Origin of the sequence: Burkholderia sp. B21-005 (assembly GCF_020843965.1) — a bacterium.
GTDB classification, from domain to species: Bacteria; Pseudomonadota; Gammaproteobacteria; order Burkholderiales; family Burkholderiaceae; genus Burkholderia; species Burkholderia ambifaria.
In genome coordinates this window covers 2845991-2872605 of the sequence record NZ_CP086301.1, presented here as the reverse complement: position 1 = coordinate 2872605, position 26615 = coordinate 2845991, and the positions used below count along the sequence as shown (strand labels likewise).

General features: G+C 70.3%; 23 protein-coding genes. 14 read left to right on the top strand and 9 right to left on the bottom strand.

Annotated elements, in window-relative coordinates; genetic code table 11:
* Positions 1-437: 437 nt before the first annotated feature.
* Both LMA02_RS13390 and fghA read left to right on the top strand, forming a co-directional pair.
* A complete protein-coding gene (locus LMA02_RS13390) occupies positions 438-1919 on the top strand; it encodes a xylulokinase (RefSeq protein WP_228905498.1) in 1482 nt (493 codons plus the stop codon).
* A gap of 241 nt (positions 1920-2160) precedes the next feature.
* Positions 2161-3009: an S-formylglutathione hydrolase gene (gene fghA, locus LMA02_RS13385; protein ID WP_228905497.1), complete on the top strand. Its 849-nt coding sequence runs from the start codon at positions 2161-2163 to the stop codon at positions 3007-3009.
* A gap of 101 nt (positions 3010-3110) precedes the next feature.
* Here fghA and LMA02_RS13380 read toward each other — a convergent pair whose 3' ends face one another.
* From LMA02_RS13380 to LMA02_RS13365, 4 genes are read right to left on the bottom strand one after another with little or no spacing between them, the layout of a single operon-like run.
* Positions 3111-3893: a metal ABC transporter permease gene (locus tag LMA02_RS13380; RefSeq protein ID WP_228905496.1), complete on the bottom strand. Its 783-nt coding sequence runs from the start codon at positions 3891-3893 to the stop codon at positions 3111-3113.
* The gene (locus tag LMA02_RS13375) at positions 3886-4776 is read right to left on the bottom strand and encodes an ABC transporter ATP-binding protein (RefSeq protein ID WP_228905493.1); all 891 of its coding nucleotides are present in this window, start codon (positions 4774-4776) and stop codon (positions 3886-3888) included. Before LMA02_RS13375 ends, LMA02_RS13380 begins: the two co-directional genes overlap by 8 nt.
* 13 nt (positions 4777-4789) lie before the next feature.
* Positions 4790-5704 carry a metal ABC transporter solute-binding protein, Zn/Mn family gene (locus tag LMA02_RS13370; protein ID WP_228905491.1) on the bottom strand — a complete coding sequence of 305 codons (915 nt, stop codon included), beginning with the start codon at positions 5702-5704 and terminating at the stop codon, positions 4790-4792.
* A gap of 46 nt (positions 5705-5750) precedes the next feature.
* Positions 5751-6212, bottom strand: coding sequence for a Fur family transcriptional regulator (locus LMA02_RS13365; protein WP_011657790.1), 462 nt, complete (start codon positions 6210-6212; stop codon positions 5751-5753).
* A 327-nt stretch (positions 6213-6539) separates the two neighbouring features.
* On the opposite strand from LMA02_RS13365, the gene LMA02_RS13360 reads away from it, so the two are divergent.
* The 8 genes from LMA02_RS13360 to LMA02_RS13325 all read left to right on the top strand — a co-directional run bounded on the left by LMA02_RS13360 (position 6540) and on the right by LMA02_RS13325 (position 14952).
* Positions 6540-7316, top strand: coding sequence for an L-iditol 2-dehydrogenase (locus tag LMA02_RS13360; protein ID WP_228905490.1), 777 nt, complete (start codon positions 6540-6542; stop codon positions 7314-7316).
* Positions 7317-7388: 72 nt separating this feature from the next.
* Positions 7389-8345: a sugar kinase gene (locus LMA02_RS13355; RefSeq protein WP_228907642.1), complete on the top strand. Its 957-nt coding sequence runs from the start codon at positions 7389-7391 to the stop codon at positions 8343-8345.
* Positions 8333-9685, top strand: a complete 1353-nt coding sequence (locus tag LMA02_RS13350) for a D-tagatose-bisphosphate aldolase, class II, non-catalytic subunit (protein WP_228905488.1) — start codon at positions 8333-8335, stop codon at positions 9683-9685. The genes LMA02_RS13355 and LMA02_RS13350 overlap by 13 nt, the downstream gene beginning before the upstream one ends.
* Before the next feature lie 110 nt (positions 9686-9795).
* Positions 9796-11121, top strand: a complete 1326-nt coding sequence (locus tag LMA02_RS13345) for an ABC transporter substrate-binding protein (RefSeq protein ID WP_228905486.1) — start codon at positions 9796-9798, stop codon at positions 11119-11121.
* A 102-nt stretch (positions 11122-11223) separates the two neighbouring features.
* The gene (locus LMA02_RS13340; protein WP_006759345.1) at positions 11224-12171 is read left to right on the top strand and encodes a carbohydrate ABC transporter permease; all 948 of its coding nucleotides are present in this window, start codon (positions 11224-11226) and stop codon (positions 12169-12171) included.
* A complete protein-coding gene (locus LMA02_RS13335) occupies positions 12168-13019 on the top strand; it encodes a carbohydrate ABC transporter permease (protein ID WP_105786271.1) in 852 nt (283 codons plus the stop codon). The genes LMA02_RS13340 and LMA02_RS13335 overlap by 4 nt, the downstream gene beginning before the upstream one ends.
* Positions 13016-13759, top strand: a complete 744-nt coding sequence (locus LMA02_RS13330) for an HAD family hydrolase (RefSeq protein ID WP_416378650.1) — start codon at positions 13016-13018, stop codon at positions 13757-13759. Before LMA02_RS13335 ends, LMA02_RS13330 begins: the two co-directional genes overlap by 4 nt.
* Before the next feature lie 83 nt (positions 13760-13842).
* Positions 13843-14952, top strand: a complete 1110-nt coding sequence (locus LMA02_RS13325; RefSeq protein ID WP_175660332.1) for an ABC transporter ATP-binding protein — start codon at positions 13843-13845, stop codon at positions 14950-14952.
* 13 nt (positions 14953-14965) lie between these two features.
* Here the strand turns inward: LMA02_RS13325 and LMA02_RS13320 are convergent, their stop codons facing one another.
* Positions 14966-15850, bottom strand: a complete 885-nt coding sequence (locus LMA02_RS13320; protein WP_011657782.1) for a LysR family transcriptional regulator — start codon at positions 15848-15850, stop codon at positions 14966-14968.
* A gap of 163 nt (positions 15851-16013) precedes the next feature.
* Between LMA02_RS13320 and LMA02_RS13315 the strand changes: the two genes are divergently transcribed.
* Entirely contained in the window at positions 16014-17225 is a 1212-nt protein-coding gene (locus tag LMA02_RS13315; RefSeq protein ID WP_228905484.1) for an MFS transporter, read from the top strand.
* Positions 17226-17247: 22 nt separating this feature from the next.
* On the opposite strand, the gene LMA02_RS13310 is transcribed toward LMA02_RS13315, so the two are convergent.
* From LMA02_RS13310 to LMA02_RS13295, 4 genes are all read right to left on the bottom strand, one after another.
* Complete coding sequence (locus LMA02_RS13310; RefSeq protein ID WP_228905482.1) at positions 17248-18204, bottom strand: sugar-binding transcriptional regulator; 957 nt, start codon at positions 18202-18204, stop codon at positions 17248-17250.
* A 126-nt stretch (positions 18205-18330) separates the two neighbouring features.
* Positions 18331-19812: a xylulokinase gene (xylB, locus tag LMA02_RS13305; protein WP_228905480.1), complete on the bottom strand. Its 1482-nt coding sequence runs from the start codon at positions 19810-19812 to the stop codon at positions 18331-18333.
* Positions 19813-19941: 129 nt separating this feature from the next.
* Positions 19942-21336, bottom strand: coding sequence for a D-arabinitol 4-dehydrogenase (dalD, locus tag LMA02_RS13300; protein ID WP_228905477.1), 1395 nt, complete (start codon positions 21334-21336; stop codon positions 19942-19944).
* A 175-nt stretch (positions 21337-21511) separates the two neighbouring features.
* Positions 21512-22432, bottom strand: coding sequence for a LysR family transcriptional regulator (locus LMA02_RS13295; protein WP_228905475.1), 921 nt, complete (start codon positions 22430-22432; stop codon positions 21512-21514).
* A 99-nt stretch (positions 22433-22531) separates the two neighbouring features.
* On the opposite strand from LMA02_RS13295, the gene mdlC reads away from it, so the two are divergent.
* Genes mdlC through LMA02_RS13280 form a run of 3 tightly spaced genes read left to right on the top strand, consistent with a single transcriptional unit; the run spans position 22532 to position 26578 of the window.
* Positions 22532-24139 (top strand): benzoylformate decarboxylase, encoded by a 1608-nt coding sequence (gene mdlC / locus LMA02_RS13290; RefSeq protein ID WP_228905469.1) that lies wholly within the window; start codon positions 22532-22534, stop codon positions 24137-24139.
* Between the two features lie 29 nt (positions 24140-24168).
* Positions 24169-25620 (top strand): aldehyde dehydrogenase, encoded by a 1452-nt coding sequence (locus LMA02_RS13285; RefSeq protein ID WP_228905460.1) that lies wholly within the window; start codon positions 24169-24171, stop codon positions 25618-25620.
* A 13-nt stretch (positions 25621-25633) separates the two neighbouring features.
* Complete coding sequence (locus LMA02_RS13280) at positions 25634-26578, top strand: ketopantoate reductase family protein (protein ID WP_228905457.1); 945 nt, start codon at positions 25634-25636, stop codon at positions 26576-26578.
* Positions 26579-26615 lie beyond the last annotated feature (37 nt).

Genomic DNA, 26615 nt, shown 5'->3' with positions numbered 1-26615 from the left:
CCATGATCTTGTTTTCGGGGTGGTACGAAGTTATGCGGAATGCACCATCGCAACAAGAGCACTGGGTACTATTCCGCTCTTTGCTGGTTCGATATGCCGTTTCGGCATGCAACAGGGGGAAGATCATCGGGAAACGCCGCTGGAGTGAGGTTCCCCGGTTTTATAGCCCTTCAAAATAGTGCGGACCCCCATGTCAAATATCGCCGGCTTTATGGTGTGTATCGGGACGGCGGCATAGTGGCAAAAACGACCTGCGAAAAATCGTGCCGGGTTAACCCGCGAGCGGCCGTTTTCACGCGCAAGATGCAGCCTCGTGAAGCCGCCGCGCGCGGCCGCGTTTTCGCGTTGCCGCGGCGGCAAAAGCGCCGCGCAAATCGGGGCGCGGGTCGCGATCCCGCTATCATCGATATCCGTTTACTCGACTACACCATTCAGCCATGCGCCTGCTCGGAATCGACCTCGGTACCGGCTCCATCAAACTCGTCACACTCGATGCCGACGGCGTCGAGCGCGCGGTTGCGAGCGAACCCTATGCGTTGTCTTCGCCGCAGCCCGGCTGGGCCGAAATCGCGCCCGACGTGTGGTGGCAGGCACTCGTGCGCGCCGCTGCGCGGCTGCCGGCCGCCGAGCGCGAGCAGGTCGCCGCGATCGGCTTCTCCGGCCAGATGCATGGCGTCGTGCTGATCGACGCGGCCGGGCAGCCGGTGCGGCCCGCACTGTTGTGGCCCGACACGCGCGCGGTGCGTGAAGCGGACGCGGCCGACTGGCCCGGCGCCGGTTTGCCCGTCGCCGGATTGCCCGTCGCCGGATTGCCCGTCGCACCGAATCCCGTCGCGCCCGGCATGGCGGGCCCGCTGTTGCGCTGGCTGGCCGCACACGAACCGCAGGCGCTGCGGGCCGCGCGCCGGGCCGTGCAGCCGAAGGACTGGCTGCGCATCGCACTGGGCGGCGAGATCGCGGCCGATCCGAGCGATGCGTGCGCGACCGCGCTCGCGACGCCGGACGGCGCGTGGGATACGGCATTGATCGACTCGCTGGGCCTGTCGGCCGACCGCTTCGCGCCGGTGCAGGCGTCGAGCGCGCGCTGCGGCGTGCTCGCCGCGACGGCGGCGGCGGCACTCGGGCTGCCGGCCGGCGTGCCGCTTGCGACGGGGGCGGCCGATACCGCGTGCGCGGCGCTCGGCAGCGGGCTCGTCGCCGCCGGCGACGCGCTGCTGACCACCGGCAGCGGCGGCCAGATCGTCGTGCTCGCGGATCGCTTGCCGCCCGCGCGGCGCGGGCTGCATCGCTATCGCACGGCGGCCGGCGGCGGCTATTACACGATGGCCGCGATGCAGAACGTCGGGATCGCGCTCGAAGCGGTGCGCGGCTGGCTCGGCTATGCCGGCTGGCCGGCGGCGTACGACGACGCGTTCGCGCAGCCGCCGTCCGAGCGGCTCTGCTTCCTGCCGTACCTGACGGGCGAGCGCTCGCCGTGGATGAATCCCGATGCGCGCGGCGGCTGGCTCGGTCTGGGGCTCGGTGACACGCGCGGCGCGATGATGCGCGCCGCATTCGAAGGCGTCGCGTTCGCGTTGCGCGCGGGGCTCGATGCGATCCGCGACGCGAACCCGGCCGATCCGGTGACGACGCTGCGCCTCGCCGGCGGCGGCTCGGTCGATCCGCGCTGGCGCCAGTTGCTCGCGGATGCGCTCGGCGCCTCGCTCGACGCGGTCGATTGCCCGAACGCCGCGACGCGGGGCGCCGCGCTGCTCGCGGGCGTCGCGATCGGGCACTGGCATGAAGACGCGCTGCGCACGCTGGCGCCGGCTGCATCGCCGGTCGCCGCGCCGCGCGACGATCGCGCGCTGGCCGCACGCCATGCGCGTTTCGTCGATCTGTATGCGCGAACGGATGCGTGGTTCACGACCGCCGTTTAAACTCGGGCACTTGTCCTGTTGCGACGGCGGTGACGCATCGCGGCAAGCCGACGACTGTTTCGCGCACGCGACGGGCGGCGGGATCGGGGATCATGCCGGGCACGGTTTCGCCGTGTCGCGCGGCACGGCTTGGCCTGACACGCACGCGCTGCCGCTCGGGAAGCTCGACGACGGCTTCGACTCGATGAAGACGGGCGAATCGATTCGCCCGATCGTGCTGTATTGAACGGAAGGGAACCCCATGCTCGAACTCGTTTCTTCGCATGCTTGCCACGGTGGCGAGCAACGCTTCTATCGCCACGATTCGAAGGCGATCGGCCTGCCGATGAAGTTCTCGGTGTACCTGCCGCCGCAGGCGGCGCACGGCCGCGTGCCGGCGCTGTTCTACCTCGCGGGGCTCACGTGCACCGAGGAAACGTTCGCGATCAAGGGCGGCGCGCAGCAGTACGCGGCGCAGCACGGCCTCGCGCTCGTGATGCCCGATACGAGCCCGCGCGGCGCGGATGTGCCGGGCGAGACCGATGCGTGGGATTTCGGCGTCGGCGCGGGCTTCTATGTCGACGCGACGCAAGCGCCGTGGTCGACGCATTACCGGATGGAGTCGTACGTGACGGGCGAGCTGCGCGAACTCGTCGCGGCCGAGCTGCCGATCGACGGCGCGCGGCTCGGGATCTTCGGCCACTCGATGGGCGGGCACGGCGCGCTGACGCTCGCGCTGCGCCATCCCGACCTGTACCGCTCGGTGTCGGCGTTCGCGCCGATCGCCGCGCCGACGCGCTGCCCGTGGGGCGAGAAGGCGTTCTCGGGCTACCTGGGCGCCGACCGCGACGCGTGGAAGCAGCACGACGCGAGCGAACTCGTCGCGCGCGCGGATGCGCCGAAGTTCGCGGACGGCATCCTCGTCGACCAGGGCCTCGCCGACTCGTTCCTCGCGAACCAGCTGAACCCCGACGTGTTCGAAGCCGCGTGCGCGAAGGCCGGCCAGCCGCTGACGCTGCGCCGACACGCGGGCTACGACCACGGCTACTACTTCATCTCGACGTTCATCGCCGATCACGTCGCGCATCATGCGCGCGTGCTGGCACGGTGAACCGCGCACGAAGCCTGTAACTCGCGGCGCGCGGTGCGCTCGCGTGAAGCATGAAAAAACGCCGGCTGTGCCGGCGTTTTTTCATTGGTGCCGCCCGACGATCAATGGCGCCGCAACAGGCTCGCGCCATACACGAGCGCGGACAGCGCGGTGATCCAGAAGCTCGTCGGCCAGTCGGTGTGATACGCGAGCGTGATCCCGAGCCACGCTTCGAACAGCGCGAACAACGCGGCGAGCAGCACGCCGGTCGACAGCCGCGTCGACACGTTCTGGGCGGCCGCGGCCGGCCCGACCAGCAGCGTGAACACCAGCAGCACGCCGACGATCTGCGTCGCCGCGGCCACCGCGAGCGCGCATACCGCGAGGAACAGCATCGACACCGTGCGCAGCGACACGCCCTTGGCTTCGGCCAGCTCGGGCTGCAGCGACGCAAACAGCAGCGGCCGCGCGATCAGGGCGAGCGCGACGAGGCTCACCGCGCCGATGCCGGCCAGCACCGCGAGCGTGTCGCGGCTGACCGCGAGCACGTTGCCGAACAACAGCGCGGTGACCTGCGTCGCGAACGACGTGTAGAAGTGCAGGAACAGCAGCCCGAAGCCGAGCGCCCCCGACAGCACCACGCCGATCGCGACGTCGCGGCCCGCGAGCCGTTCGCCGAGCGCGCCCATCCCGATTCCGGCCGCGAGCGTGAAGCCGACCATCCCCCAGATCGGCGAGATGCCGAGCAGCACCGCGCCGGTCGCGCCGGTGAAGCCGACGTGCGACAGCGCGTGGCCGGCGAAGGTTTGTCCGCGCAGCACCAGGAAGTAGCCGACGATGCCCGCGAGCACCGCGACGATCCCCGACGCGGCGAACGCGTTGATCATGAAGTCGTATTCAAACATCGTGCGAATGCCCGGGATGAGCGTGTCCGTGGTGGTGATGGCCGTGGCCGCCGCCACCGCCGTGCGAGTGGCCGTCGTCGTCCTCGTGTTCGTGATCGTGCTTCTCGACTTCGACGTCGCCCGACATCACGAAGATCTTGCCGTTCACGCGCATCACGTCGATCGGCGAGCCGTAGAGTCGCGACAGCACCGGCTTGGTGATCACCTCGTCGACGGTGCCGAGCGCCGCGACGCCGTTGCCGAGATACAGCACGCGGTCGAGCGCGTTCAACAGCGGATTCAGTTCGTGCGCGGAAAACAGCACGGTGATGCCGAGCTCGCGCTGCACGTTGCGCACGAGCTCGACGACGCCGCGCTGGTGGTTCGGGTCGAGGCTGATCAGCGGCTCGTCGAGCAGCAGCAGCTTCGGGCTGCCGAGCAGGCACTGCGCGAGCAGCAGCCGCTGCCGTTCGCCGCCCGACAGTTCCGACAGCGGCCGGCGCGCGAGCGCCGCGCCGCCGACGAGCTCGAGCACGCGCTCGACGTCGCGCCGCGTCGCGGCGTTCGGGTGCGGTAGCCCCCAGCGATGGCCGTCGGCGGCCATCGCGACGAAGTCATAGCCGCGCATCCGGCGATTCGCGAGGCCGCTCCTGATCTGCGGCATATAGCCGATCGACGCGTTGCCGCGCACGAGCGGCACGCCGCCGACCGACAGCGTGCCGCTCGAGACGGGCACGAGGCCGAGCACCGCGCGCATCAGCGTCGTCTTGCCCGCGCCGTTCGGCCCGAGCACGCCGACGAATTCGCCGGGTTCGATCGAGAAGCTGACGTCGCGCAGAATCGTGCGGCCGCCCAGTTCGAGCGTGACGCGATCGAGTGCGAGTGCGTGGGGAGTAGCGGTCATTTTGTTGCGTCGATCATTTCTTGCTGGCGGAAAGCGCGGCCGCGAGCGCGTCGAGCTGGCCGGCCATCCATTGCTGGAAGGTCTTGCCGGCCGGCTGCGTCTCGGTGACGCTCACGCTCGGCACGCCGCCGTCGCGCGCGATCTTCAGCAGGCGCTTGGTCATCGGCGCTTCGGCCTGGCTGTTGTAGATCAGCACGCGCACCTGCTTGTTGCGCAGGTCGTTCTCGAACGCGGCGACGTCCTGCGCGCTGGCTTCGGTGTCGTTCATCGTCGCGAGCTGGAAGCGCTGGTTGCGCATGTCGAGGCCGATCGCGTCGGACATGTAGCCGAACACAGGCTCCGTGGCCGTCACCGGCACGCCCTTGTACTGCGCGCGCAGCGCGGCGACCTTGTCGTCGACGGGTTTCAGCGACGCGACGAACGTCTGCAGGTTCGCGTCGTAGTCGGCCTTGTTCGCCGGATCGGCACGGCCGAGCTCGGCCGCGATCGCGCGCGCGGCGGCCGGCATGGTCGCCGGGTCATACCAGACGTGCGGATTGTCGCCGGCCTTCTTGCCGACGAGATCCGCGACGACGATCGTCGCGCGCTTCGCCTGCTTCGACGCGCCGAGCAGCTTGCCCATCCACGGATCGTAGTTCGCGCCGTTGTAGATCACGACCTGCGCATGCTGCAGCGCGCGCGCGGTCTTCGGGCTCGCTTCGAACAGGTGCGGATCCTGGTCGGGATTGCTGAGGATGCTGGTCACCGCGACATGGCGGCCGCCGATCTGCGATGCGACGTCGCCATAGAAATTCTCGGCGGCGACGACGTTGACGGTCGCGGCCTGCGCGAAGGAGGGCGCCGCGATCGACAGCGCGGCAGCCGAGGCGGCCAGCAGGCGAACAAGCGGCAGGGCGCGTCGTGGCGCGCGCTTCAGGGCAATGGACATGGAACTCCTCGTTGGAAGGGGGCGGCGCCGAGCGCCGCGCGGGGCGTCAGCGGTGCGCGGGCTTGCCCTTGCAGTGCCCGCACAGGCCGTTCAGCTCGACGACCTGGTGATGGACTTCGAACCCGTGCGCGGGCGCGCTCGCGGACAGCTGCTTCGCGAGGTCGCTGCCCGGGATCTCGACGGTCTCGCCGCACGAATCGCAGATCAGGAACTGGCCTTCGTGCGGCACGCCGATCTCGCAGCACGCGAAGAACGCGTTCTTCGATTCGATCCGGTGGATGAAGCCGTGCTCGACGAGGAAATCCAGCGCGCGATAGACGGTCGTGGGCGGCACGCGGCCGCGCTGCGGCTCGAGCTCGGCGAGCAGGTCATACGCGCCGATCGGGCGCTGCGCGGCCAGCACGCGTTCGTAGACCTGGCGGCGCAGCGGCGTCCACGCGAGCCCGTGCTCGGCGGCAAATGCGTCGGCCCGGGACAGCCGGGCGTCGATGGGCGATGAGGTGGCCATGGCGTGAAGCAGGCGAGAAACGAAGTATGGCGATGATATAACGTATCTCCCCACCGTGCAGCCCGAATTCCTTCCCGCGCATCCGCTCCGTCCCCTTCATCGCCGTTTCAGCCGCGCCGCACCCGGTGCGCCGCGCCTTGCCGGACGCGGGTCACGAGCCAGCGCTGCGCTGCGCCGTGCCGCAGCGCATCATCGAAAGCCGCCGCGTCGCCTTGACAGCGCGAATCGCGTATCCGATCATTCGATCACCAACAGAGCAATTGATCGGTCAGCGAGCGTTCGCTCACCTCGCGACCTTCGAGCAGCAGAACGAACCGGAGACAACCAGTGAGACTGGAACAGAAGGTCGCGATCCTGACGGGCGCGGCAAGCGGCATCGGCGAGGCGGTCGCGCAACGCTATCTGGACGAAGGCGCGCGCTGCGTGCTGGTCGACGTGAAGCCGGCGGGCGGTTCGCTCGCACGATTGATCGAGGCCAGTCCCGGCCGCGCGGTGGCCGTCACCGCGGACGTCACGCGCCGCGACGACATCGAGCGGATCGTCGCCACCGCGGTCGAGCGCTTCGGCGGCGTCGACATCCTGTTCAACAACGCGGCGCTGTTCGACATGCGCCCGCTCCTCGACGAATCCTGGGACGTGTTCGACCGGCTGTTCGCGGTCAACGTGAAAGGGCTGTTCTTCCTGATGCAGGCCGTGGCACAGCGGATGGTCGAGCAGGGCCGCGGCGGCAAGATCGTCAACATGTCGTCGCAGGCAGGGCGTCGCGGCGAGGCTCTCGTTTCGCACTACTGCGCGACCAAGGCCGCGGTGATCAGCTACACGCAGTCGGCCGCGCTCGCGCTTGCGCCTCACCGGATCAACGTGAACGGCATCGCGCCGGGCGTGGTCGACACGCCGATGTGGGAGCAGGTCGATGCGCTGTTCGCGCGCTACGAGCAGCGTCCGCCCGGCGAAAAGAAGCGGCTCGTCGGCGAGGCCGTGCCGCTCGGCCGGATGGGCGTGCCGGGCGACCTGACGGGCGCCGCGCTGTTCCTCGCGTCGGCCGACGCCGACTACATCACCGCCCAGACGCTGAACGTCGACGGCGGCAACTGGATGAGCTGACTTGACGATGCTCGCACGCGTAACTCAGGCGGGGTCGCTAAACGCGGCCGCCGCCGCACGAGGGCCCGCATGATGGCCGAGATCGTGGTCGCCGGCGAACTGCTGGCCGAATTCGTCGCCGCCGAGCGCGGCCAGGGTTTCGACACGCGGGGCCTGTTCGCGGGCCCGTTTCCGAGCGGCGCGCCGGCGATCTTCGCCGACCAGGCCGCGCGGCTCGGCGCGCGCGTCGCGTATGCGGGCTGCGTCGGCCGCGATGCGTTCGGCGACGCGATCGTCGCGCGGCTCGAGCGCGACGGCGTCGACGTCGCGCGCATCCGCCGCGTTGCACGCCCGACCGGCACCGCATTCGTCGCGTATCGCGACGACGGCTCGCGCAGCTTCGTCTTCAGCCTGTCCACCAGCGCGGCCGCGTGCGTGGACGCATCCGACGTCGACACCGCGATATTCGACGGCTGCCGCTACTTCCACGTGATGGGCTCGTCGCTGACGAGCGAATCGGCGATCGCGGCGGTGCAGCGCGGCGTGATCGAAGCGGCGCGCGTCGGCGCGAAGGTGTCGTTCGACCCGAACGTTCGGCCGGAGATGCTGAGCTTCCGGCCGATGCGCGCGGCACTCGACGCGATGCTCGCCGCGTGTCACCTGTTCCTGCCGAGCGAGGCCGACCTGCCGTTCTTCTGCGGGCCGCAGCCGGCCGAGCGTGCGATCGCGGGGCTGCTCGCGACGCATCCGCTGCTCGAGCGCGTCGTGCTCAAGCGCGGCGCGGCCGGCAGCGCCGCATTCGATCGTGCGAGCCGCGTCGACGTGCCGGCCTGGCCGGTCGACGAACTCGATCCGACCGGCGCCGGCGATTGTTTCGGCGGCACGCTGGTCGCGAGCCTCGTCGCGGGCCTGCCGATCGACGTCGCGCTGCGCCGTGCGAATGCGGCCGGTGCGATCGCCGTCACGCGGCGCGGCCCGATGGAGGGCAACAGCAGCGCGGCCGAGATCGATGGCTTCCTGACCGAACGAGGTGTCGCATGTCCGGCCTGACCTCCACCGCCGAACGCCCGCGCCACGCGCACGCCGACGCCGTGCTGCGAATGATCTTCGACGCGAATCGCGCGGATGCGCAGCGCGGCATCTATTCGATCTGCAGCGCGCACCGGCTCGTGCTGGAGGCCGCTTGCGAGGCCGCGCGCGCGGACGGCTCGCCGCTCCTGATCGAGGCGACCTGCAACCAGGTGAACCATCTTGGCGGCTATACGGGCATGACGCCGGCCGATTTCCGGCGCGACGTCGATGCGATCGCGCAGCGCTGCGGGCTTGCGCCATCGGCGCTCGTGCTCGGCGGCGACCACCTCGGCCCGAACCCGTGGCGGCACCGCCGCGCGGCCGACGCGATGCGCGAAGCGGCCGCGATGGTCGCCGCGTATGTCGAAGCCGGGTTCGAGAAGATCCACCTCGATGCGAGCATGGCGTGCGCGGACGATCCGCCGCGGCTCGACGACCGGACGATCGCTGCGCGCGCGGCCGAGCTGTGCCGCGCGGCCGAAGACGCGGCGGCGCGTGCTGGTGTCGCGCCCGTCTACGTGATCGGCACCGAAGTGCCGACGCCGGGCGGCGAAGTGGCCGGCGGCGCGGATGGCGATGCGATCGCGCGGATCGCGGTCACGCGCGGCGACAGCATCGCCGCGACGCTCGATGCGCACCGCGGCGCATTCGCGGCGGCCGGGCTCGACGATGCGTGGACCCGCGTGGTCGCGATCGTCGCGCAGCCGGGCGTCGACTTCGACGATCGCCACGTGCTCGACTACGACAGCGCGAAGGCCGCGTCGCTCGGCGCGAGCATCCTGCGCACGCCGCGTCTCGTGTTCGAAGCGCATTCGACCGACTACCAGACCGAAGGCGCGCTCGCCGCGCTCGTGCGTGACCACTTCGCGGTGTTGAAGGTCGGCCCCGCGCTGACCTTCGCGCTGCGCGAGGCGTTGTTCGCGCTCACCTTCATCGAGGACGCGCTGATCGGCGACGTCGCGCAGCGCTCGCGCTTGCGCGAGGTCGTCGACGCCGCGATGCGCGCGCAGCCCGAGCACTGGGCGCCGTACTACCGCGGCGACGAAACCGAGCAGCGGCTCGCGCGCCAGTTCAGCTACAGCGACCGGATCCGCTACTACTGGCTGCAGCCGGCCGTCGCGGCGGCGGTCGAGCAGTTGTTCGACAACCTCGCGCGGCAGCCGGTGCCGGAGACGCTCGTCGCGCAGTGGCTGCCGGACGTGTACGCGGCGTGCCGCGCGGGCGGCCTCGCGAAGGAACCGCGCGCGTGGGTGCGCCACCGGATCCGCGAGGTGATCGCGCACTATGCGCGCGCGTGCGGCATGCAGCGGCCGGCGTGACGGGCCGAGAAGGAAACGCAGCAACGCGACACACGCAATACGTAATCGGTAATACGCAACACACGATACGCAACACCGACGACAGTTCGAACAATCACAGGAGACATGCCATGCAACGAAAGATGCTCGATGCCGCCGCACGCTGCTTCGCCGGAGCCGCGCTCGCGACGGCCGCGTGCGCGGCGTCCGCCGGCACGCTGACGATCGCGACGCTGAACAACCCGGACATGATCGAGTTGAAGAAGCTGTCGCCGGCGTTCGAGAAGGCGAACCCCGACATCAAGCTGAACTGGGTGATCCTCGAGGAGAACGTGCTGCGCCAGCGCGCGACCACCGACATCACGACCGGCAGCGGCCAGTTCGACGTGATGGCGATCGGCACCTACGAGACGCCGCAGTGGGGCAAGCGCGGCTGGCTCGCGCCGATGACGGGGCTGCCCGCCGACTACGACCTGAACGACATTGTGAAGACCGCGCGCGACAGCCTGTCGTACAACGGCCAGCTGTATGCGCTGCCGTTCTACGTCGAGAGCTCGATGACCTTCTACCGCAAGGACCTGTTCGCGGCGAAGGGGCTCAAGATGCCCGACCAGCCGACCTACGACCAGATCGCCGAGTTCGCGGACAAGCTCACCGACAAGGCGAAGGGCACCTACGGGATCTGCCTGCGCGGCAAGGCCGGGTGGGGCGAGAACATGGCGTACGTGTCGACGGTCGTGAACACGTTCGGCGGGCGCTGGTTCGACGAGAACTGGAATGCGCAGCTGACGTCGCCGGAATGGAAGAAGGCGATCGGCTTCTACGTGAACCTGCTGAAGAAGGACGGCCCGCCGGGAGCCAGCTCGAACGGCTTCAACGAGAACCTGACGCTGACCGCCTCGGGCAAGTGCGCGATGTGGATCGACGCGACGGTCGCGGCCGGGATGCTCTATAACAAACAGCAGTCGCAGGTCGCCGACAAGATCGGCTTCGCGGCCGCGCCTGTGGCCGCCACGCCGAAGGGCTCGCACTGGCTGTGGGCGTGGGCGCTGGCCGTGCCGAAGACGTCGAAGCAGCAGGACGCCGCGCGCAAGTTCATCGCGTGGGCGACGTCGAAGCAGTACATCGAGATGGCCGGCAAGGACGAAGGCTGGGCGTCGGTGCCGCCGGGCACGCGCACGTCGACCTACCAGCGTCCCGAGTACAAGGCCGCCGCGCCGTTCTCGGATTTCGTGCTGAAGGCGATCGAGACGGCCGACCCGAACGATCCGTCGCTGAAGAAGGTGCCGTACACGGGCGTGCAGTACGTCGGGATTCCTGAATTCCAGTCGTTCGGCACGGTGGTCGGCCAGGCGATCGCGGGTGCGGTCGCCGGCCAGATGACGGTCGACCAGGCGCTGGCCGCCGGGCAGGCCGCCGCCGACCGCGCGGTCCGGCAGGCCGGCTACAAGAAGTAACGCGGCCCGCACCGTGCGCGCCACCGCGCACGGTGCACGTGACCGAAGCAACAACGCGGGCCGGCCGTTCGCGCCCGCGCCTCAACCGGAGGGACTCCGATCATGCGTCACTTGCGTCTTCCCCTGAGCCACGCGCCGTCGGTCGGCGACGCGTCGTCGCCGCCGGGCGCGCCGCGCCGCGCGCGCGGCGGCCCGAGCTGGCTCGTGTCGCCGTCCGTCGCCGTGCTGCTGCTGTGGATGTCGATTCCGCTCGCGATGACGATCTGGTATTCGTTCTCGCGCTACAACCTGCTGAACCCGGACGTGAAGGGCTTCGCCGGGCTCGACAACTACCGCTTCCTCGCGACCGATCCGTCGTTCCTGCCCGCGATCTGGCACACGCTCGTGCTGATCGGCGCGGTGCTCGCGATCACGGTGGTCGGCGGCGTGCTGATGGCCGTGCTGTTCGACCGCAAGTTCTACGGGCAGGGCATCGCACGGCTGCTCGCGATCGCGCCGTTCTTCGTGATGCCGACGGTCGCCGCGCTGATCTGGAAGAACATGATCCTGCATCCGGTGTACGGGCTCGTCGCGAACGCGATGCGCGCGCTCGGGATGACGCCGGTCGACTGGTTCGCCGATTACCCGCTCACCGCCGTGATCATGATCGTCGCGTGGCAGTGGCTGCCGTTCGCGTTCCTGATCCTGTTCACCGCGATCCAGTCGCTCGACCAGGAGCAAAAGGAAGCCGCCCGCATCGACGGCGCGGGCCCGATCGCGATGTTCTTCTACATCACGCTGCCGCACCTGAAGCGCGCGATCGCCGTGGTCGTGATGATGGAGACGATCTTCCTGCTGTCGATCTTCGCGGAGATCTACACGACGACGGGCGGCGGCCCGGGCAATGCGACGACCAACCTGTCGTACCTGATCTACGCGCTCGGCCTGCAGCAGTTCGACGTCGGCCTCGCGTCCGCGGGCGGGATCATCGCCGTCGTGGTCGCGAACGTCGTGTCGTTCTTCCTGGTGCGGATGCTCGCGCGCAACCTGAAGGGGGAGTACGAGAAATGAGCGACCTGACTTTGGAAGGCCGGCGCGCGCCGGCCCCGTTCGACCTCGTGCGGCGCGCGCTGCCCGGCGCGCTGGCGTGGCTGATCGCGCTGCTGCTGTTCTTCCCGATCTTCTGGATGGCGATCACCGCGTTCAAGACCGAGCAGCAGGCCTACGCGTCGACGCTGTTCTTCGTGCCGACGTTCGACAGCTTCCGCGAGGTGTTCGCGCGCAGCAACTACTTCGGCTTCGCGTGGAACTCGGTGCTGATCTCGGCGGGCGTCACGGTGATCTCGCTGCTGCTCGCGGTGCCGGCGGCCTACGCGATGGCGTTCTTCCCGAACCGCCGCACGCAGAAGGTGCTGCTGTGGATGCTGTCGACCAAGATGATGCCGTCGGTCGGCGTGCTCGTGCCGATCTACCTGCTGTGGAAGAACGCGGGGCTGCTCGATACCGTGTCGGGCCTCGTGATCGTGTACACGCTGATCAACCTGCCGATCGCGGTATGGATGACCTTCACGTACTTCAACGAGATCCCGAAGGACATCCTCGAAGCGGGGCGCATCGACGGCGCGTCGACGTGGCAGGAGATCGTCTACCTGCTGATGCCGATGGCGCTGCCGGGCCTCGCGTCCACCGCGCTCCTGCTCGTGATCCTGTCGTGGAACGAGGCGTTCTGGAGCATCAACCTGTCGAGCTCGAACGCCGCGCCGCTCACCGTGTTCATCGCGTCGTACTCGAGCCCCGAGGGTTTGTTCTGGGCGAAGCTGTCCGCCGCTTCCCTGCTCGCGGTCGCGCCGATCCTGATCGTCGGCTGGCTGTCGCAGAAGCAGCTCGTGCGCGGGCTCACGTTCGGGGCGGTTAAATGAGCGCGGCCGGCAAAGGTGCGGCCGGCGCAGGTGCGGCCGGCGAAGGCATGGTCGGCCATGGGTTGAACGTGCTGATCTGCGATTGCGACGGCGTGCTGATCGACAGCGAGGCCGTCGCCGCCGACGTGATCGTGCGCGAGCTCGACGCGCGCTGGCCGGGTGTCGATGCGCGGCCAGCCGTGATGCCGCTGCTGGGGCTGCGCATCGAGCGCGTGCTGGCGGGCGCAAGCGAGGCCGTCGGCCGCACGCTGTCGGCCGACGACGTCGACGCGATCCGCCGCGCGGTCGAGGCGGCGGCCGTCAACGCGCCGATGGTCGACGGCATCGAGACGGCACTCGCGGCGATCAGCCTGCCGACGGCGTGCGCAAGCAACAGCTACCGCGCGTATGTCGAGGCGGCGCTCGCGCGCACCGGCCTCGCACGCTTCTTCGGCGACCGGCTGTTCTGCGCGGACGCCGTCGCGCGGCCGAAGCCCGCGCCCGACGTGTATCTCGCGGCCGCGCGCGCGCTCGGCGCGGTGCCCGCGCAATGCCTCGTCGTCGAGGACAGCGTGACGGGCATCACCGCGGCCGCCGCGGCCGGCATGACCGTGCTCGGCTTCGTCGGCGGCGGGCATGCGTCGGCCGCGCAGGTCGACGCGCTGCGCGGGATCGGCGCGCGTCACGTATTCGACGACATGCACGAGCTGCCCGGCTACGTCGCGCGCTGGCAGGCGACGGGCGCGGTGCTGCCGGGCTAGGACGTGAGCTGAAACAGACCCTCACCACGAACGATTGCGCGCCGCGTCGAACGCGGCGCATCACGAACGAACGGAGACAGACCATGGCAAGCGTGCTCCTGCGCAACATCGCGAAGCGCTACGACGACACCGAAGTGCTGCGCAACGTGAACCTCGACATCGCCGACGGCGAATTCGTCGTGTTCGTCGGCCCGAGCGGCTGCGGCAAATCCACGCTGATGCGGATGATCGCCGGGCTCGAGGACATCTCGAGCGGCGAGCTGCTGATCGACGGCGCGAAGGTCAACGACGTGCCGAGCGCGAAGCGCGGCATCGCGATGGTGTTCCAGTCGTATGCGCTGTATCCGCACATGACGCTGTACGACAACATGGCGTTCGGCCTGAAGCTCGCTGGCGCGAAGAAGCCCGAGATCGACCAGGCGGTGAAGCAGGCTGCGAAGATCCTGCACATCGATCACCTGCTCGAGCGCAAGCCGAAGCAGCTGTCGGGCGGCCAGCGGCAGCGCGTCGCGATCGGCCGCGCGATCACGCGCAAGCCGAAGGTGTTCCTGTTCGACGAGCCGCTGTCGAACCTCGATGCGGCGCTGCGCGTGAAGATGCGGCTGGAATTCGCGCGGCTGCACGACGAGCTGAAGACGACGATGATCTACGTGACGCACGACCAGGTCGAGGCGATGACGCTCGCCGACAAGATCGTCGTGCTGTCGGGCGGCGCGGTGCAGCAGGTCGGCACGCCGAACACGCTGTATCACGCGCCGGCGAACCAGTTCGTCGCGGGCTTCATCGGCTCGCCGAAGATGAACTTCCTGAAGGGCACGGCCGAGTCGGCCGATGCGACCGGCGTGCTGGTGCGCTTCGACAGCGGCGAGACGCAGCGTGTGGCGGTCGATGCGGCGGGGCTGCAGCCCGGCGCGGCCGTGACTGTCGGCGTGCGGCCCGAGCATCTGCTGGTGGGCGCGGCGGGCACCGGTGTCGCCGCGCGGACGATGGCCGTCGAATCGCTCGGCGATGCCGCGTATCTGTACGCGGAGTCGGCGGTCGCGCCGGACGGGTTGATCGCGCGGATTCCGCCGCTCGACACGTACCGCACCGGCGCAGCGCTGCACGTGCACGCGCAGGCCGAGCATTGCCACCTGTTCGACGAGCAGGGTCAGGCGTTCCGGCGGCTGAGCGCGCACGCGAAGGCGGCGTAACGGCTTGCGCCGGTTACAGGCGCAAGTGCTCGGCCATGTGGTCGACGAATGCACGCAGCTTCGGCGTCGGATGGCGGCCTGATGGCCACAGCACGTAGAACGGCGTGCGGCTCACGATGTGTTCGGCGAGTACCGCACGCAGCGTGCCGTCGTCGAGCGCGTCGCGCACGAAGAATTCGGGCAGGCACGCGATGCCGAGCCCGCGCCGCGCGAAGCACAGACGCGTCTCCGCGCTGTTACTGACCATCGAGACCGGCACCGCCGGTGGTGTGCCCGAGCGCGACGCGCGCAGTGGCCAGATCTCGAGCTTGCCGCTGCTCGGGAAGCGGTAGTGCAGGCAGCGGTGCCGTGCGAGATCGGTCGGTGTGCGCGGCGTGCCGTGCCGTTCGAGATAGTCGGGCGACGCGACGAGGTGCTGGCCAAAATGGCCGAGCAGCCGCGACGACAGCCGCGAATCCGTCGGCTGGCCGGTGCGCAGCACCGCGTCGAAGCCTTCTTCGACGACGTCGACCAGGCGGTCACTGAAATCGATGTCGAGTTCGATCTCCGGATACGCTGCCATGAAATCGGCGAGCAGCGGCAGCAGCAGCGTGCCGATCGTCGGCAGGCTCACGCGCAGGCGCCCGCGCGGCGCTTCGGCGCTGTGCGTCAGTTCCTGCTCGGCCGCGTCGATCTCGGCGATCACGCGCCGGCATCGCTCTAGGAAACGCGTGCCTTCCGCGGTCAGCGTGATGCTGCGCGTGCTGCGGTGAAACAGCCGCACGTTCAGCCGGGCCTCGAGCCGCGCGATGCGCTTGCCGATCGCGGACGCCGACAGCCCGAGCGCGCGGCCGGCCGCGACGAAACTGCGCGTTTCCGCGACCTGGACGAACACGACGAAGCCGCCAAGATTTTCCATGCAGGTTCCCGATTGCGGACATCGATGTCCGGAGTGTCCGGAACTCTAACCCGGTTTTTCTTCTTGCGCCGGCTCCCTACGATGGGCGTTCCTTCACTGTTCGAGGTCACGCCATGTCATCCCTGCCTGTCATCGCTCGTCGCGTCGAAGCCGGGAGCGCATCATGAGCGATTGCCCGTCGATGGACGGCCGTGTTGCCGGCCGGCCGGCGCAGGCGGCCGAACGCCTGCCGGTCGCGAACCTGCTGGCGCTCGCGACGGCCGGCTTCATCACGATCCTCACCGAAGCATTGCCGGCCGGCTTGCTGCCGCTGATGAGCGTCGACCTGCATGTGACCGAGGCGCTGATCGGCCAGCTCGTGACCGTGTATGCGCTCGGCTCGATCGTCGCGGCGATTCCGCTCGTCGCCGCGACACGCGCGATGCGCCGGCGCGGCCTGCTGCTCGCGGCGCTGGCCGGCTTCGTCGTGTCGAACGCGGTGACGGCCGTGTCGCCGTACTACGCGCTCACGCTCGTCGCGCGTTTCGTCGCCGGGATGGCGGCCGGGCTGCTGTGGGCGCTGCTAGCCGGTTACGCGAGCCGGATGGTCGATGTGTCGCTGCGCGGCCGCGCGATCGCGGTCGCGATGCTCGGCGCGCCGGTCGCGATGTCGATCGGTATTCCGGCCGGCACTTCGCTCGGCGCAGCGTTCGGGTGGCGCGTCGCGTTCGCGGGCATCACGCTCGCGGCGCTGGCACTGATCGGCTTGATCCGCCTGCGCGTGCCCGATTATCCGGGGCAGCCTGCCGGCGCGCGCGAACCGGTGTTCGGCGTGATGGCGCTGCCTGGCGTGCGGCCGGTGCTGACGGTGATGTTCGCGTACGTGCTCGCGCACAACATGCTGTACACGTACGTCGCGCCGTTCCTCGCGGGCATGCGGATGGGCGCGCAGGTCGATGTGGTGTTGCTCGTGTTCGGCATCGCGTCGCTGGTCGGCATCGCGCTGACGGGCGCCTGGATCGGTGCGGCGCAGCGGCGCCTGACGCTTGCGAGCATCGCGTTGTTCGCGCTCGCGGCGGCGATACTCGGCGCCGGCTCCGGGATGACGATCGTCTATGCGGGCGTGGTGCTGTGGGGGCTCGCGTTCGGCGGTGCGCCGACGCTGTTCCAGACGGCCACCGCGAACGCGGCCGGGGAGTCGGCCGATGTCGCGCAGTCGATGCTCGTGACGGTGTGGAATCTCGCGATCGCGGGCGGCGGCATCGCGGGCGGGATGCTGCTCGGCGCAACGGGCGCCGGCGCGATTCCGTGGGTGCTCGTCGCGCTGCTGGCGGCCGCGTGGGCCGTCGCGTGGCGTGCGCGCCGGCATGCGTTCCCGGCGCCGCGCGCGGCCTGAGCCGGGGTGGTCGACGGCGGTGTCAGGCCGCCTTCGCCTCGAGTGCCGCACGCGCGCAGGTCTCGTCGGTGACGAGCCCCGACAGCCAGCCGCCGCGCAGCGCGGCGATTACCGCGTCGCGCTTTTTCGGGCCGCCCGCGAACGCGATCGTCGGACGTTTCGGCGGCGCGTCGAGCGCGACGCTCGTCACGCGCGCGCTCGTCGACACGTCGACCAGCCTGCCCCGCGCATCGATCGGCACGCCGAGCAGCTCGGCGACCGCGCCGAGCGCGGTCATCTCGTCGCGTTCCTGTTCGGTGATGAAGCCGTCCTCGTAGAGCGGGCAGTGCGGGCCGATGTTGCCGATCCCGACGAACGCGACGTCGGCCTGCGCCGACAGCGCATCGACGATCCGGTACAGACGGTGATTGCACCATTGCGCGCGCTCGGCGTCGCTGTCGGCGAACAGCGGCGCGGGCAGCAGGAAGTGCTTGCTGCCGGTCTTCTCGGAGATGTACTGCGCGACGTCGTAGCGGTTCGACGAGCCATCGGCCGCGATCGCGCCGACCATCGACACGAGTCGGTGCTGCGGCCGCTCGATCTGCGCGATCTGCGCGACCGCCGCCTTCAGCGTGCGGCCGCTGCTGATCGCGATCACCATCGGCCGCGTTTCGTTCAGGTAGCGCTCCATCACCTGCGCGCCGGCGACGGCGAGCTTGCGGTCGATTGCTTCGGGCGCGTCGGCATCGACCGGCACGACTTCGCACATCGCGAGCCCGTAGCGTTTCGACAGTTGCGCGCCGAGATCGAGACAGTCGGCGAGCTGGTGATCGACGCGCACGCGGATCAGGTTCTTCTCGACCGCGAACGCGACGAGGCGCTGCGCGACCGGGCGCGACACCTGCAGCTTCTCGGCGATTTCATTCTGCGTGTCGCCCGCGACGTAGTAGAGCCACGCGGCGCGCGTGGCGAGATCGAGTTTTTCTGAGGACTTGGACACGATAGCGGTTCGGTTTGGATCGGGGGGGCGCCCCCGCGGGCCAGCCGTCAGGGGGCGCCGACGGCATCCACTGTAACGCATGCCGGGCGCGCGGCCGACGGCCGCTGCGCGTCGCCGCGGCGGCGCTTACGCGAGCCGCGCGCGCGACGGTTCGTAAAGCGGGCGCACGTGGCGATACAGTGCGCGGAATGCGTCGAGGCGCTCGCGCAGCAGCGCATGGCGCGCGGCGTCGGGCGTGTATTCGGCGCGCACCGGCGGCTTGGTCAGCACCACCTGCGGATCGCCTCCGACGGCGAGCCAGCCCAGGCGCGCCGCACCGAGCGCCGCACCGGTTTCGCCGCCGCCGTGCTGGCGCGTGTGCACGTTCAGCGCATCGGCGATCAGCTGCGCCCAGTACGCGCTGCGCGCGCCGCCCCCGATCAGCGACAGCCGGTCGGTTTCGACGCCGGCCGTGTGCAGCGCGTCGAGGCCGTCCGCGAGGCCGAGCGTCACGCCTTCGAGCACCGCGTAGCCGAGATGCGCGCGTTCGGTCGCGTGCGTCATCCCGAAGAACACGCCCTGCGCATACGGATCGTTGTGCGGCGTGCGTTCGCCGGACAGGTAGGGCAGGAACAGCGGCGCCGTGGCGAGCGCGTCCGCGTCGAGCGCCTCGATTTCGGCGAGCAGCGCCGGCTCGTCGGTACCCGTCAGCTTGCAGACCCAGCGCAGGCAGCTCGCGGCCGACAGCACGACGCTCATCAGCTGCCAGCGATCGGGAATCGCGTGACAGAACGCATGCACGGCCGAGGCGGGATTCGGCATGAAGCGGTCGCCGACCACGCTCAGCACGCCCGACGTGCCGAGCGACACGAAGCCGTCGCCCGCGTGGATCGCGCCGATGCCGAGCGCGCTCGTCGCGTTGTCGCCGCCGCCGCCCGCCACCACGACAGCCTCCGACAGCCCGAGTTCGCGCGCGACATCCGCGCGCAGCGTGCCGGACGGCGCGTTGCCTTCGACGATGCGCGGCATCTGCTCGCGCGTCATGTCGCACGCGGCGAGCAGCGCGTCGGACCAGTCGCGGCGCGCGACGTCGAGCCACAGCGTGCCGGCCGCGTCGGACGGGTCGGACACCTTCGCGCCGGTGAGCCGGAAGCGCAGGTAGTCCTTCGGCATCAACACGCACGCGGTCGCGGCGAACACGTCGGGCTCGTGCTTCGCGACCCACAGCAGTTTCGGCGCGGTGAAGCCGGGCATCGCGAGGTTGCCGGCCAGCGCGTGCAGATCGGGCGCGCGTTCGGTGAGCAGCGCGCATTCGTCGGCGCTGCGCATGTCGTTCCACAGGATCGCGGGGCGCAGCACGCGATCGTCGCGGCCGAGCAGCACGGCGCCGTGCATCTGGCCCGACAGGCCGATCCCGCGCACCTGCGCGAACGCCTGGGGGTGCCGTTCGCGCAGCGCCGCGAGCGCGGCGAGCGTGCCTTGCCACCAGTCGTCCGGATGCTGTTCAGCCCAGCGCGGGTGCGGCCGCGACACGCCGAACGGCGTGCCCGCGGTGCCGACCACGGTGCCGTCCGGGGCCAGCAGCAGCACCTTCACTTCCGAGGTGCCGAGGTCGATGCCGAGATACATGAGCGATCCGTTCCATCAGTGAGGAGCCGCTACTTTAGCCGTACGCACCCGCGCATGCCAACGCAGGTTCGCCCGGATGCGCGGCTGCTTGGCGCGCCGGCCGCCGGGCGAGGGCCAAGGGGCCGTGAATCAGCGCTGCGCGAGCCAGGCGTCGACACGTGCGAGCCCGGCGCGCAGCGCGTCGAACAGCGCGGCGTTGCCGGCGAGCGAGCCCCACAGCGCGCGGCTCGCGCACAGCGCGACGACCGGGTCGTCGGCTTCCACGATCGCCCGCGCGGTGCCGTCATCCATCACGCCGTCCTGGTATTCATACGGCAGCAGCCCGCGCGCCCAGCGTTCGAGAAAGCGCAGGAACAGCGCCGGCAACACCGCGGTGGCGACCGGCGCCGCGCCGCGCGCGAACGATTCGACGAGGGTCGGCGCGATGAAGCCGGGAATCTTCGAGAAGCCGTCGGCCGCGACGCGCTGGTTCGTGTCGAGCACGTACGGGTTGCCGAAGCGTTCGAGCACGACGTCGCGATAGCGTTCGAGGTCGAGCGGGCTCGGGCTGAGGCACGGGATCACGTCCTGCGTCACGTAGTCGTGCGCGAAGCGGCGGATCGCCGCGTCGTGCGTGCCCTCGTGGATGTACGTATGGCCCGCGAGCGTGCCGGCCCAGGCGATGCAGCTGTGCGTCGCATTGAGGATGCGGATCTTTGCTTCCTCGTACGGGTGCACGTCGTCGACCAGTTCCGCGCCGGCCAGCTCCCAGCGCGGCCGGCCGGCCGCGAAGCGGTCCTCGATCACCCACTGGATGAACGATTCGCCCATCACCGGGCACGCGTCGTCGACGCCGGTGGCCGCGCGCACGCGTTCGCGCACGTCGTCGGTCGGGCGCGGCGTGATGCGGTCGACCATCGCGCTCGGCGTCGCGACGTTCGCATCGAACCACGCGAGCAGGCCGGCCTCGCCGCGCCGTTCGAGGAATTCGCGCATGCCCGCGCGAAAGCGCGCGCCGTTGTTGCGCAGGTTGTCGCAGCTCTGCAGCGTGAGCGGGCCCGCGCCGCGCGCCACGCGTTCGGCGAGCAGCGCCGCGAGCGCGCCGTACAACGTCGTGCGTGCGCCCTGCAGGTCGGCCGCGAGATCGGCGTTCGCGATATCGAGCCGGTTGTGTTCGTCGAGGTAGTAGCCGCCTTCGGTGACGGTGAACGACACGATGCGGCACGCCGGGTCGGCGCCGGCGTCGATCAGCGCGGCGAGGTCGATCGACCACGGCAGCACGCGCGAGATCGCGCGGATCGTCTCGTATGCGCGCTCGCCTTGCGGCGTGACGGTTTCGAGCGTGTACGCGCCGTGCTGCGCGGCGAGCGCGTCCATCGTCGCGCGCATGTCGTCGCGGATGTTGCCGACGGTCAGCGACCAGCGCTCGCCGGCCGGCACGGCCGCATTCACGCGATGCAGATACCACGCCTGGTGCGCGCGGTGGAACGAGCCTGCGCCGATGTGCAGCAGCACGGGCGTGCGGGCGGAGGGCGATTCGGTCATCCGGTGTCTCCTGTCGCGATCGGATCCCGGCCGGCCTGGCGGCAGCACCCGCGATCCGCGCCGTCGAATACGATCATTTGCTCATTATGTGAGCGAATGATCGTATTCGGGCGAACGAAAGTCAAGGCGACGACACGGCATTTCGATGGTGCGCTGCGGGGCGGGAGGGCGGGCGTCAGCGTGCGTCGCGTGCATTGCGGGTGAGCGCGACGAGTTCGTCGAGCAGCTTGCCGGCCGGCCCCGGCAGGATCCCGTGGCGGCGGCGGAACGCGGTGAGCGTGCGCACCGCGACCACTTCGCGCACCGGCAGCGTATCGATCGTGCCGGCGCGCTGTTCGGCGCCGTACATCGGTTCGGCCATCCAGCTCAGGAAGCCCGCGTGCGCGACGAGACTCTTCAGCGTCGTGACCGAGCGCGTCTCGACCGCGATGTCGGGCAGCGCGAGCCCGTGCGCGTCGAAGGTCGCGCGCATGTGGTCGAACGGCGGGGTGCCGCGCGGCGGAATCGCCCAGCGCGCGTGAAGCGTGTCGGCGAGCGTCGGCGCGCGTCCGAGCGCGCGTAGCGGATGGTGCGGCGCCGCAACGATATGGCTGCGATCCTCCCAGCGGCACTCCGGAATCGCGACGATCTCGTCGGTGTCAGGGCCGTGCGCGGACAGCGCGAGATCGATCTCGTGCTTGTTCAGCCCATCCGCGAGTCGGTCCCACACGCCTTCGAGAATCTCGACGCGCAGGTTCGGCCAGCGGTCGAGCACGCGGCCGACCGCGACCGGCAGCACGAGGCTCGCGATGCTGCCCACCGTGCCGACCTTGATCGTGCCCTTCGCGAAGCCGCGCATCGCATCGAGCTCCTCGCGCGCGTGCTCGGCCTCGTGCTGCAGCAGCGTTGCGTGCGGCAGCAGTGCCTCGCCGAACGCGGTCAGCTGCACGCCTTTCGAGTGACGCTCGAACAGCGGCGCGCCGACCTGATCCTCGAGCCGCTTCAGGATCCGGCTGAGCGCCGGCTGGGTCACGTGCAGCGCGTCGGCCGCGCGGCCCAGGCTGCCGCAGGTGACGATGGTCGTGAATGCACGCAATTGCCGGAGATCGAAAGTCATGCCGAATCGTAATGGCTTTTCGCAGAAAATACAGTATCCGAGAATGACTCGCGCTTCGATACTGTGGAAACCGCCAAGCCATCGAGGAGACGCCCGAGCATGTCCGGCACCCCGTCCCAATCCGCCGCCCCGATCACCGTCCGCGACGCGGTCATTGACCTGTTTCGCCAGTTCGGCATCGATCGCGTGTTCGGCAACCCCGGCTCGACCGAGCTGCCGATGTTCCGCGATTTCCCCGCCGATTTCCGCTACGTGCTCGGCCTGCAGGAGGCCGTCGTGGTCGGGATGGCGGACGGTCATGCGCAGGCCACCGGCAATGCGGCGGTGGTCAATCTGCATTCGGCGGCCGGCGTCGGCAACGCGATGGGCAACCTGTTCACCGCGTTCAGGAACCGCACGCCGCTGATCGTCACCGCCGGCCAGCAGGCACGCGCGATCCTGCCGTTCGATCCGTTCCTCGGCGCGACGCAGGCCGCCGAGATGCCGAAGCCGTACGTGAAGTGGAGCATCGAGCCCGCGCGTGCGCAGGACGTGCCGGCCGCGATCGCGCGCGCCTACCGGATCGCGATGCAGGAGCCGCGCGGGCCGGTGTTCGTGTCGATCCCGGTGGACGACTGGGACCAGCCGGCCGAGCTGCTGCCGCGCCGCGACGTGAGCAGCGTCGTGCGGCCCGATCCCGACGCGCTCGCCCGGCTCGGCGACGCGCTCGATGCCGCGCGGCGTCCCGCGCTGGTGGTCGGCGCGGCCGTCGATCGGGCCGGTGCGTGGGACGACGTGGTGCGGCTTGCCGAGCGGCACCGCGCAAGCGTGTACGCCGCGCCGATGTCGGGGCGCTGCAGCTTTCCCGAGGACCATCCGCTGTTCGCCGGCTTCCTGCCCGCGATCCGCGAGAAGATCGTCGCGCGGCTCGACGGGCACGACCTCGTGTTCGCCTTCGGTGCGCCCGCGTTCACCTATCACGTCGAAGGCTTCGGCCCGCATGTGCCGCCGGGCGCCACGCTCGTGCAGCTCGTCGACGATCCGGGCATCGCCGCATGGACGCCGTCGGGCGACGCGGTCGTCGGCAACCTGCGACTCGCGGCGCGCGACCTGCTGGCCCGGCCGGCGCCGCCCGAGCGGCCGATGCCCGCGCCGCGGCCGCCGCGCCCGCGCGCCGAAGCACCGGCCGCCGGCGAGCGGATGTCGGTGGCGTTCGCGCTGCAGACGCTCGCCGACCTGCGCGACGCGCACGACATCGTCGTCGAGGAAGCGCCGAGCGCGCGGCCGGTGATGCAGACGCACCTGCCGTTCACGCGCAGCGGCACGTTCTACACGATGGACAGCGGCGGCCTCGGCTACGGGATGCCGGCCGCGGTCGGCGTCGCGCTCGCGCAGCCGGGGCGGCGCGTGATCGGGCTGATCGGCGACGGGTCGAGCCTCTATTCGGTCCAGGCGTTGTGGAGCGCCGCGCAGCAGAAGTTGCCGATCACGTTCGTGATCCTGAACAATCGCCGCTACGCGGCGCTGCAGGACTTCGCGCCCGTGTTCGGTTTCGGTCCCGACGATCCGGTGCAGGGCACCGATCTGCCCGATCTGGATTTCGTCGCGCTCGCGCAAGGGATGGGATGCCGCGGCATCCGCGTCACCGATGCCGCACGCCTGTGCGACACGCTGACGGATGCGCTGCGGGCCGATACGCCCGTCGTCGTCGACGTCGAGGTTGCCTGACGCGCAGCGCGCGTCGTTCCGGAGAATTCATGCAAACCGTATCGATGCTGATCGGCGGCCAACGCCGTCATTCGTCCAGCGGCGCGACCTTCGTGCGCCGCAATCCGCTCGACGGCGAAGTCGCGTCGGCCGCGCCGGCGTGCACGGTCGACGATGCGCGCGCGGCGGCCGACGCGGCCGCGCGCGCGTTTCCCGAATGGGCGGCGCTCGGCCCCGGCGCGCGCCGCGCGCTGCTGCTGAAGGCGGCCGCCGCGCTCGAAGCGAAGCACGAGCAGTTCGTCGCCGCGATGGCGGCCGAAACCGGCGCGTCGGCGCTGTGGGCCGGCTTCAACGTGCACCTTGCCGCGAGCGGGCTCGTCGAGGCCGCGTCGCTGACCACGCAGGTCGGCGGCGAGCTGATCCCGTCCGACGTGCCCGGTTCGCTCGCGATGGGCGTGCGGCAGCCGGCCGGCGTCGTGCTCGGCATCGCGCCGTGGAACGCGCCGGTGATCCTTGCGACGCGCGCGCTCGCGCTGCCGCTCGCGTGCGGCAACACGATCGTGCTCAAGGGCTCCGAACTGTGCCCGGTCACGCACGGGCTGGTCGTCGAGGCGGTGCAGGAGGCCGGGTTGCCGCCGGGCGTCGTCAACTTCGTGACGAACGCGCCCGAGGACGCGGGCGCCGTCGTCGACGCACTGATCGCGCATCCGGCCGTGCGCCGCGTGAATTTCACCGGATCGACGCGCGTCGGGCGGATCATCGCCGAAGCGTGCGCGCGTCATCTGAAACCGTCGGTGCTCGAACTCGGCGGCAAGGCGCCGTTCGTCGTGCTCGACGATGCGGATCTCGACGCGGCGGTTGCGGCGGCCGCGTTCGGCGCGTTCGCGAATTCCGGGCAGATCTGCATGTCGACCGAGCGGATCATCGTCGACGCATCGATCGCCGACGCGTTCGTCGCGAAGCTCGCCGCCCGGGCCGCGTCGCTGCCGCTGGGCGACCCGCGCCACGGGCCCGTCGTGCTCGGCTCGCTGATCGACATGAAGGCCGTCGAGCGCTGCAACACGCTGATCGACGATGCGCTCGCGCACGGCGCGACGCTGCTGTGCGGCGGCAAGTCCGACACCACGCTGTTCCCGGCGACGCTGCTCGATCACGTGACGCCCGCGATGCGGATCTACGCGGAGGAGTCGTTCGGGCCGGTGAAGGGCATCGTGCGGGTCGACGGCGAGGCGGCCGCGATCGACTGCGCGAACGACAACGCGTTCGGGCTGTCGTCGGCCGTGTTCAGCCGCGACGTCGCGCGCGCGATGCGCGTCGCGGCGCGCATCGAATCGGGCATCTGCCACGTGAACGGTCCGACCGTGCACGACGAGGCGCAGATGCCGTTCGGCGGCGTGAAGGACAGCGGCTTCGGGCATTTCGGCGGCAAGGCCGGGATCGCCGCGTTCACGGACCTGCGCTGGATCACCGTGCAGACCACGCCGCGCCACTATCCGTTCTGAGAGGCGACCGACGATGAGGATTGCGATTCTGGGTGCCGGCGCGATGGGCTCGCTGTTCGGCGCGCGGCTGGCCGAGCACGGCGAAGCCGTGACGCTGATCGACGTGAACGACGCGCATCTCGATGCGATCCGTCGCGACGGGCTGCGCATCGACGACGATCGCGGCGAACGCCGCATCCGCACGCTGCGGGCCGTGCGGCCGGAAGCCGCGAATGCGGCGGCAGGCGACGCGCCCGATGCACCGTTCGACTTGCTGATCGTGTTCACGAAATCGCTGCACACCTGCGCGGCGCTCGAAGGCGTGCACGCATTGCTGACGCCGCGGACATCCGTGCTGACGCTGCAGAACGGCCTTGGCAACGTCGAGACGCTGAATACGTTCGTGCCGCTCGAGCGCATTCTGGTCGGCGTCACGACGTGGCCGGCCGACTTCGCGGGCGCCGGGCACGTGCGCTCGCACGGTGCCGGCACGATCCGCATGATGACGGCGGACGGCGCGTCGCGCCCGTTCGCGGCGGCCGTGGCCGACGCGCTGTCGCGCGCCGGGCTCGCGTGTTCGCTCGATGCGGACGTCTGGGCCGCGATCTGGGAGAAGGTCGCGTTCAATGCGGCGCTCAACACGCTGTGCGCGGCGACGGGCTGCACGGTCGACCAGCTCGGCCGCGATCCCGAAGGGCCGCGGCTCGCGCTCGCGATCGCGGCGGAGACGGCTGCCGTCGCGCGCGCCAAAGGCGTCGCCGTGGACGGCGAGCGAATCGCGCGCAATGTCGAGCACGCGATCCGCGAGCATCGCGGCCACCGGCCGTCGATGCTGCAGGACGTGCTCGCGGGCCGCCGCACCGAGATCGGCGCGATCAACGGTCAGGTCGTCGCGGCCGCGCGCGAGACGGGCGTCGCGGTGCCGCACGTCGAGACGCTGCTCGCGCTGGTCCGGCTGATCGACGCGCAGCTCGACTGAGCATCAGGCCGGCGGCCGGCTTGCGCCGCACGACGAT

Coding starts and splice junctions, on each gene's coding strand:
- LMA02_RS13390 (WP_228905498.1), top strand. CDS start 438: ATGCGCCTGCTCGGAATCGACCTCGGTACCGGCTCCATCAAACTCGTC.
- fghA (WP_228905497.1), top strand. CDS start 2,161: ATGCTCGAACTCGTTTCTTCGCATGCTTGCCACGGTGGCGAGCAACGC.
- LMA02_RS13380 (WP_228905496.1), bottom strand. CDS start 3,893: ATGTTTGAATACGACTTCATGATCAACGCGTTCGCCGCGTCGGGGATC.
- LMA02_RS13375 (WP_228905493.1), bottom strand. CDS start 4,776: ATGACCGCTACTCCCCACGCACTCGCACTCGATCGCGTCACGCTCGAA.
- LMA02_RS13370 (WP_228905491.1), bottom strand. CDS start 5,704: ATGTCCATTGCCCTGAAGCGCGCGCCACGACGCGCCCTGCCGCTTGTT.
- LMA02_RS13365 (WP_011657790.1), bottom strand. CDS start 6,212: ATGGCCACCTCATCGCCCATCGACGCCCGGCTGTCCCGGGCCGACGCA.
- LMA02_RS13355 (WP_228907642.1), top strand. CDS start 7,389: ATGGCCGAGATCGTGGTCGCCGGCGAACTGCTGGCCGAATTCGTCGCC.
- LMA02_RS13350 (WP_228905488.1), top strand. CDS start 8,333: ATGTCCGGCCTGACCTCCACCGCCGAACGCCCGCGCCACGCGCACGCC.
- LMA02_RS13345 (WP_228905486.1), top strand. CDS start 9,796: ATGCAACGAAAGATGCTCGATGCCGCCGCACGCTGCTTCGCCGGAGCC.
- LMA02_RS13340 (WP_006759345.1), top strand. CDS start 11,224: ATGCGTCACTTGCGTCTTCCCCTGAGCCACGCGCCGTCGGTCGGCGAC.
- LMA02_RS13335 (WP_105786271.1), top strand. CDS start 12,168: ATGAGCGACCTGACTTTGGAAGGCCGGCGCGCGCCGGCCCCGTTCGAC.
- LMA02_RS13330 (WP_416378650.1), top strand. CDS start 13,016: ATGAGCGCGGCCGGCAAAGGTGCGGCCGGCGCAGGTGCGGCCGGCGAA.
- LMA02_RS13325 (WP_175660332.1), top strand. CDS start 13,843: ATGGCAAGCGTGCTCCTGCGCAACATCGCGAAGCGCTACGACGACACC.
- LMA02_RS13320 (WP_011657782.1), bottom strand. CDS start 15,850: ATGGAAAATCTTGGCGGCTTCGTCGTGTTCGTCCAGGTCGCGGAAACG.
- LMA02_RS13315 (WP_228905484.1), top strand. CDS start 16,014: ATGAGCGATTGCCCGTCGATGGACGGCCGTGTTGCCGGCCGGCCGGCG.
- xylB (WP_228905480.1), bottom strand. CDS start 19,812: ATGTATCTCGGCATCGACCTCGGCACCTCGGAAGTGAAGGTGCTGCTG.
- dalD (WP_228905477.1), bottom strand. CDS start 21,336: ATGACCGAATCGCCCTCCGCCCGCACGCCCGTGCTGCTGCACATCGGC.
- LMA02_RS13295 (WP_228905475.1), bottom strand. CDS start 22,432: ATGACTTTCGATCTCCGGCAATTGCGTGCATTCACGACCATCGTCACC.
- mdlC (WP_228905469.1), top strand. CDS start 22,532: ATGTCCGGCACCCCGTCCCAATCCGCCGCCCCGATCACCGTCCGCGAC.
- LMA02_RS13285 (WP_228905460.1), top strand. CDS start 24,169: ATGCAAACCGTATCGATGCTGATCGGCGGCCAACGCCGTCATTCGTCC.
- LMA02_RS13280 (WP_228905457.1), top strand. CDS start 25,634: ATGAGGATTGCGATTCTGGGTGCCGGCGCGATGGGCTCGCTGTTCGGC.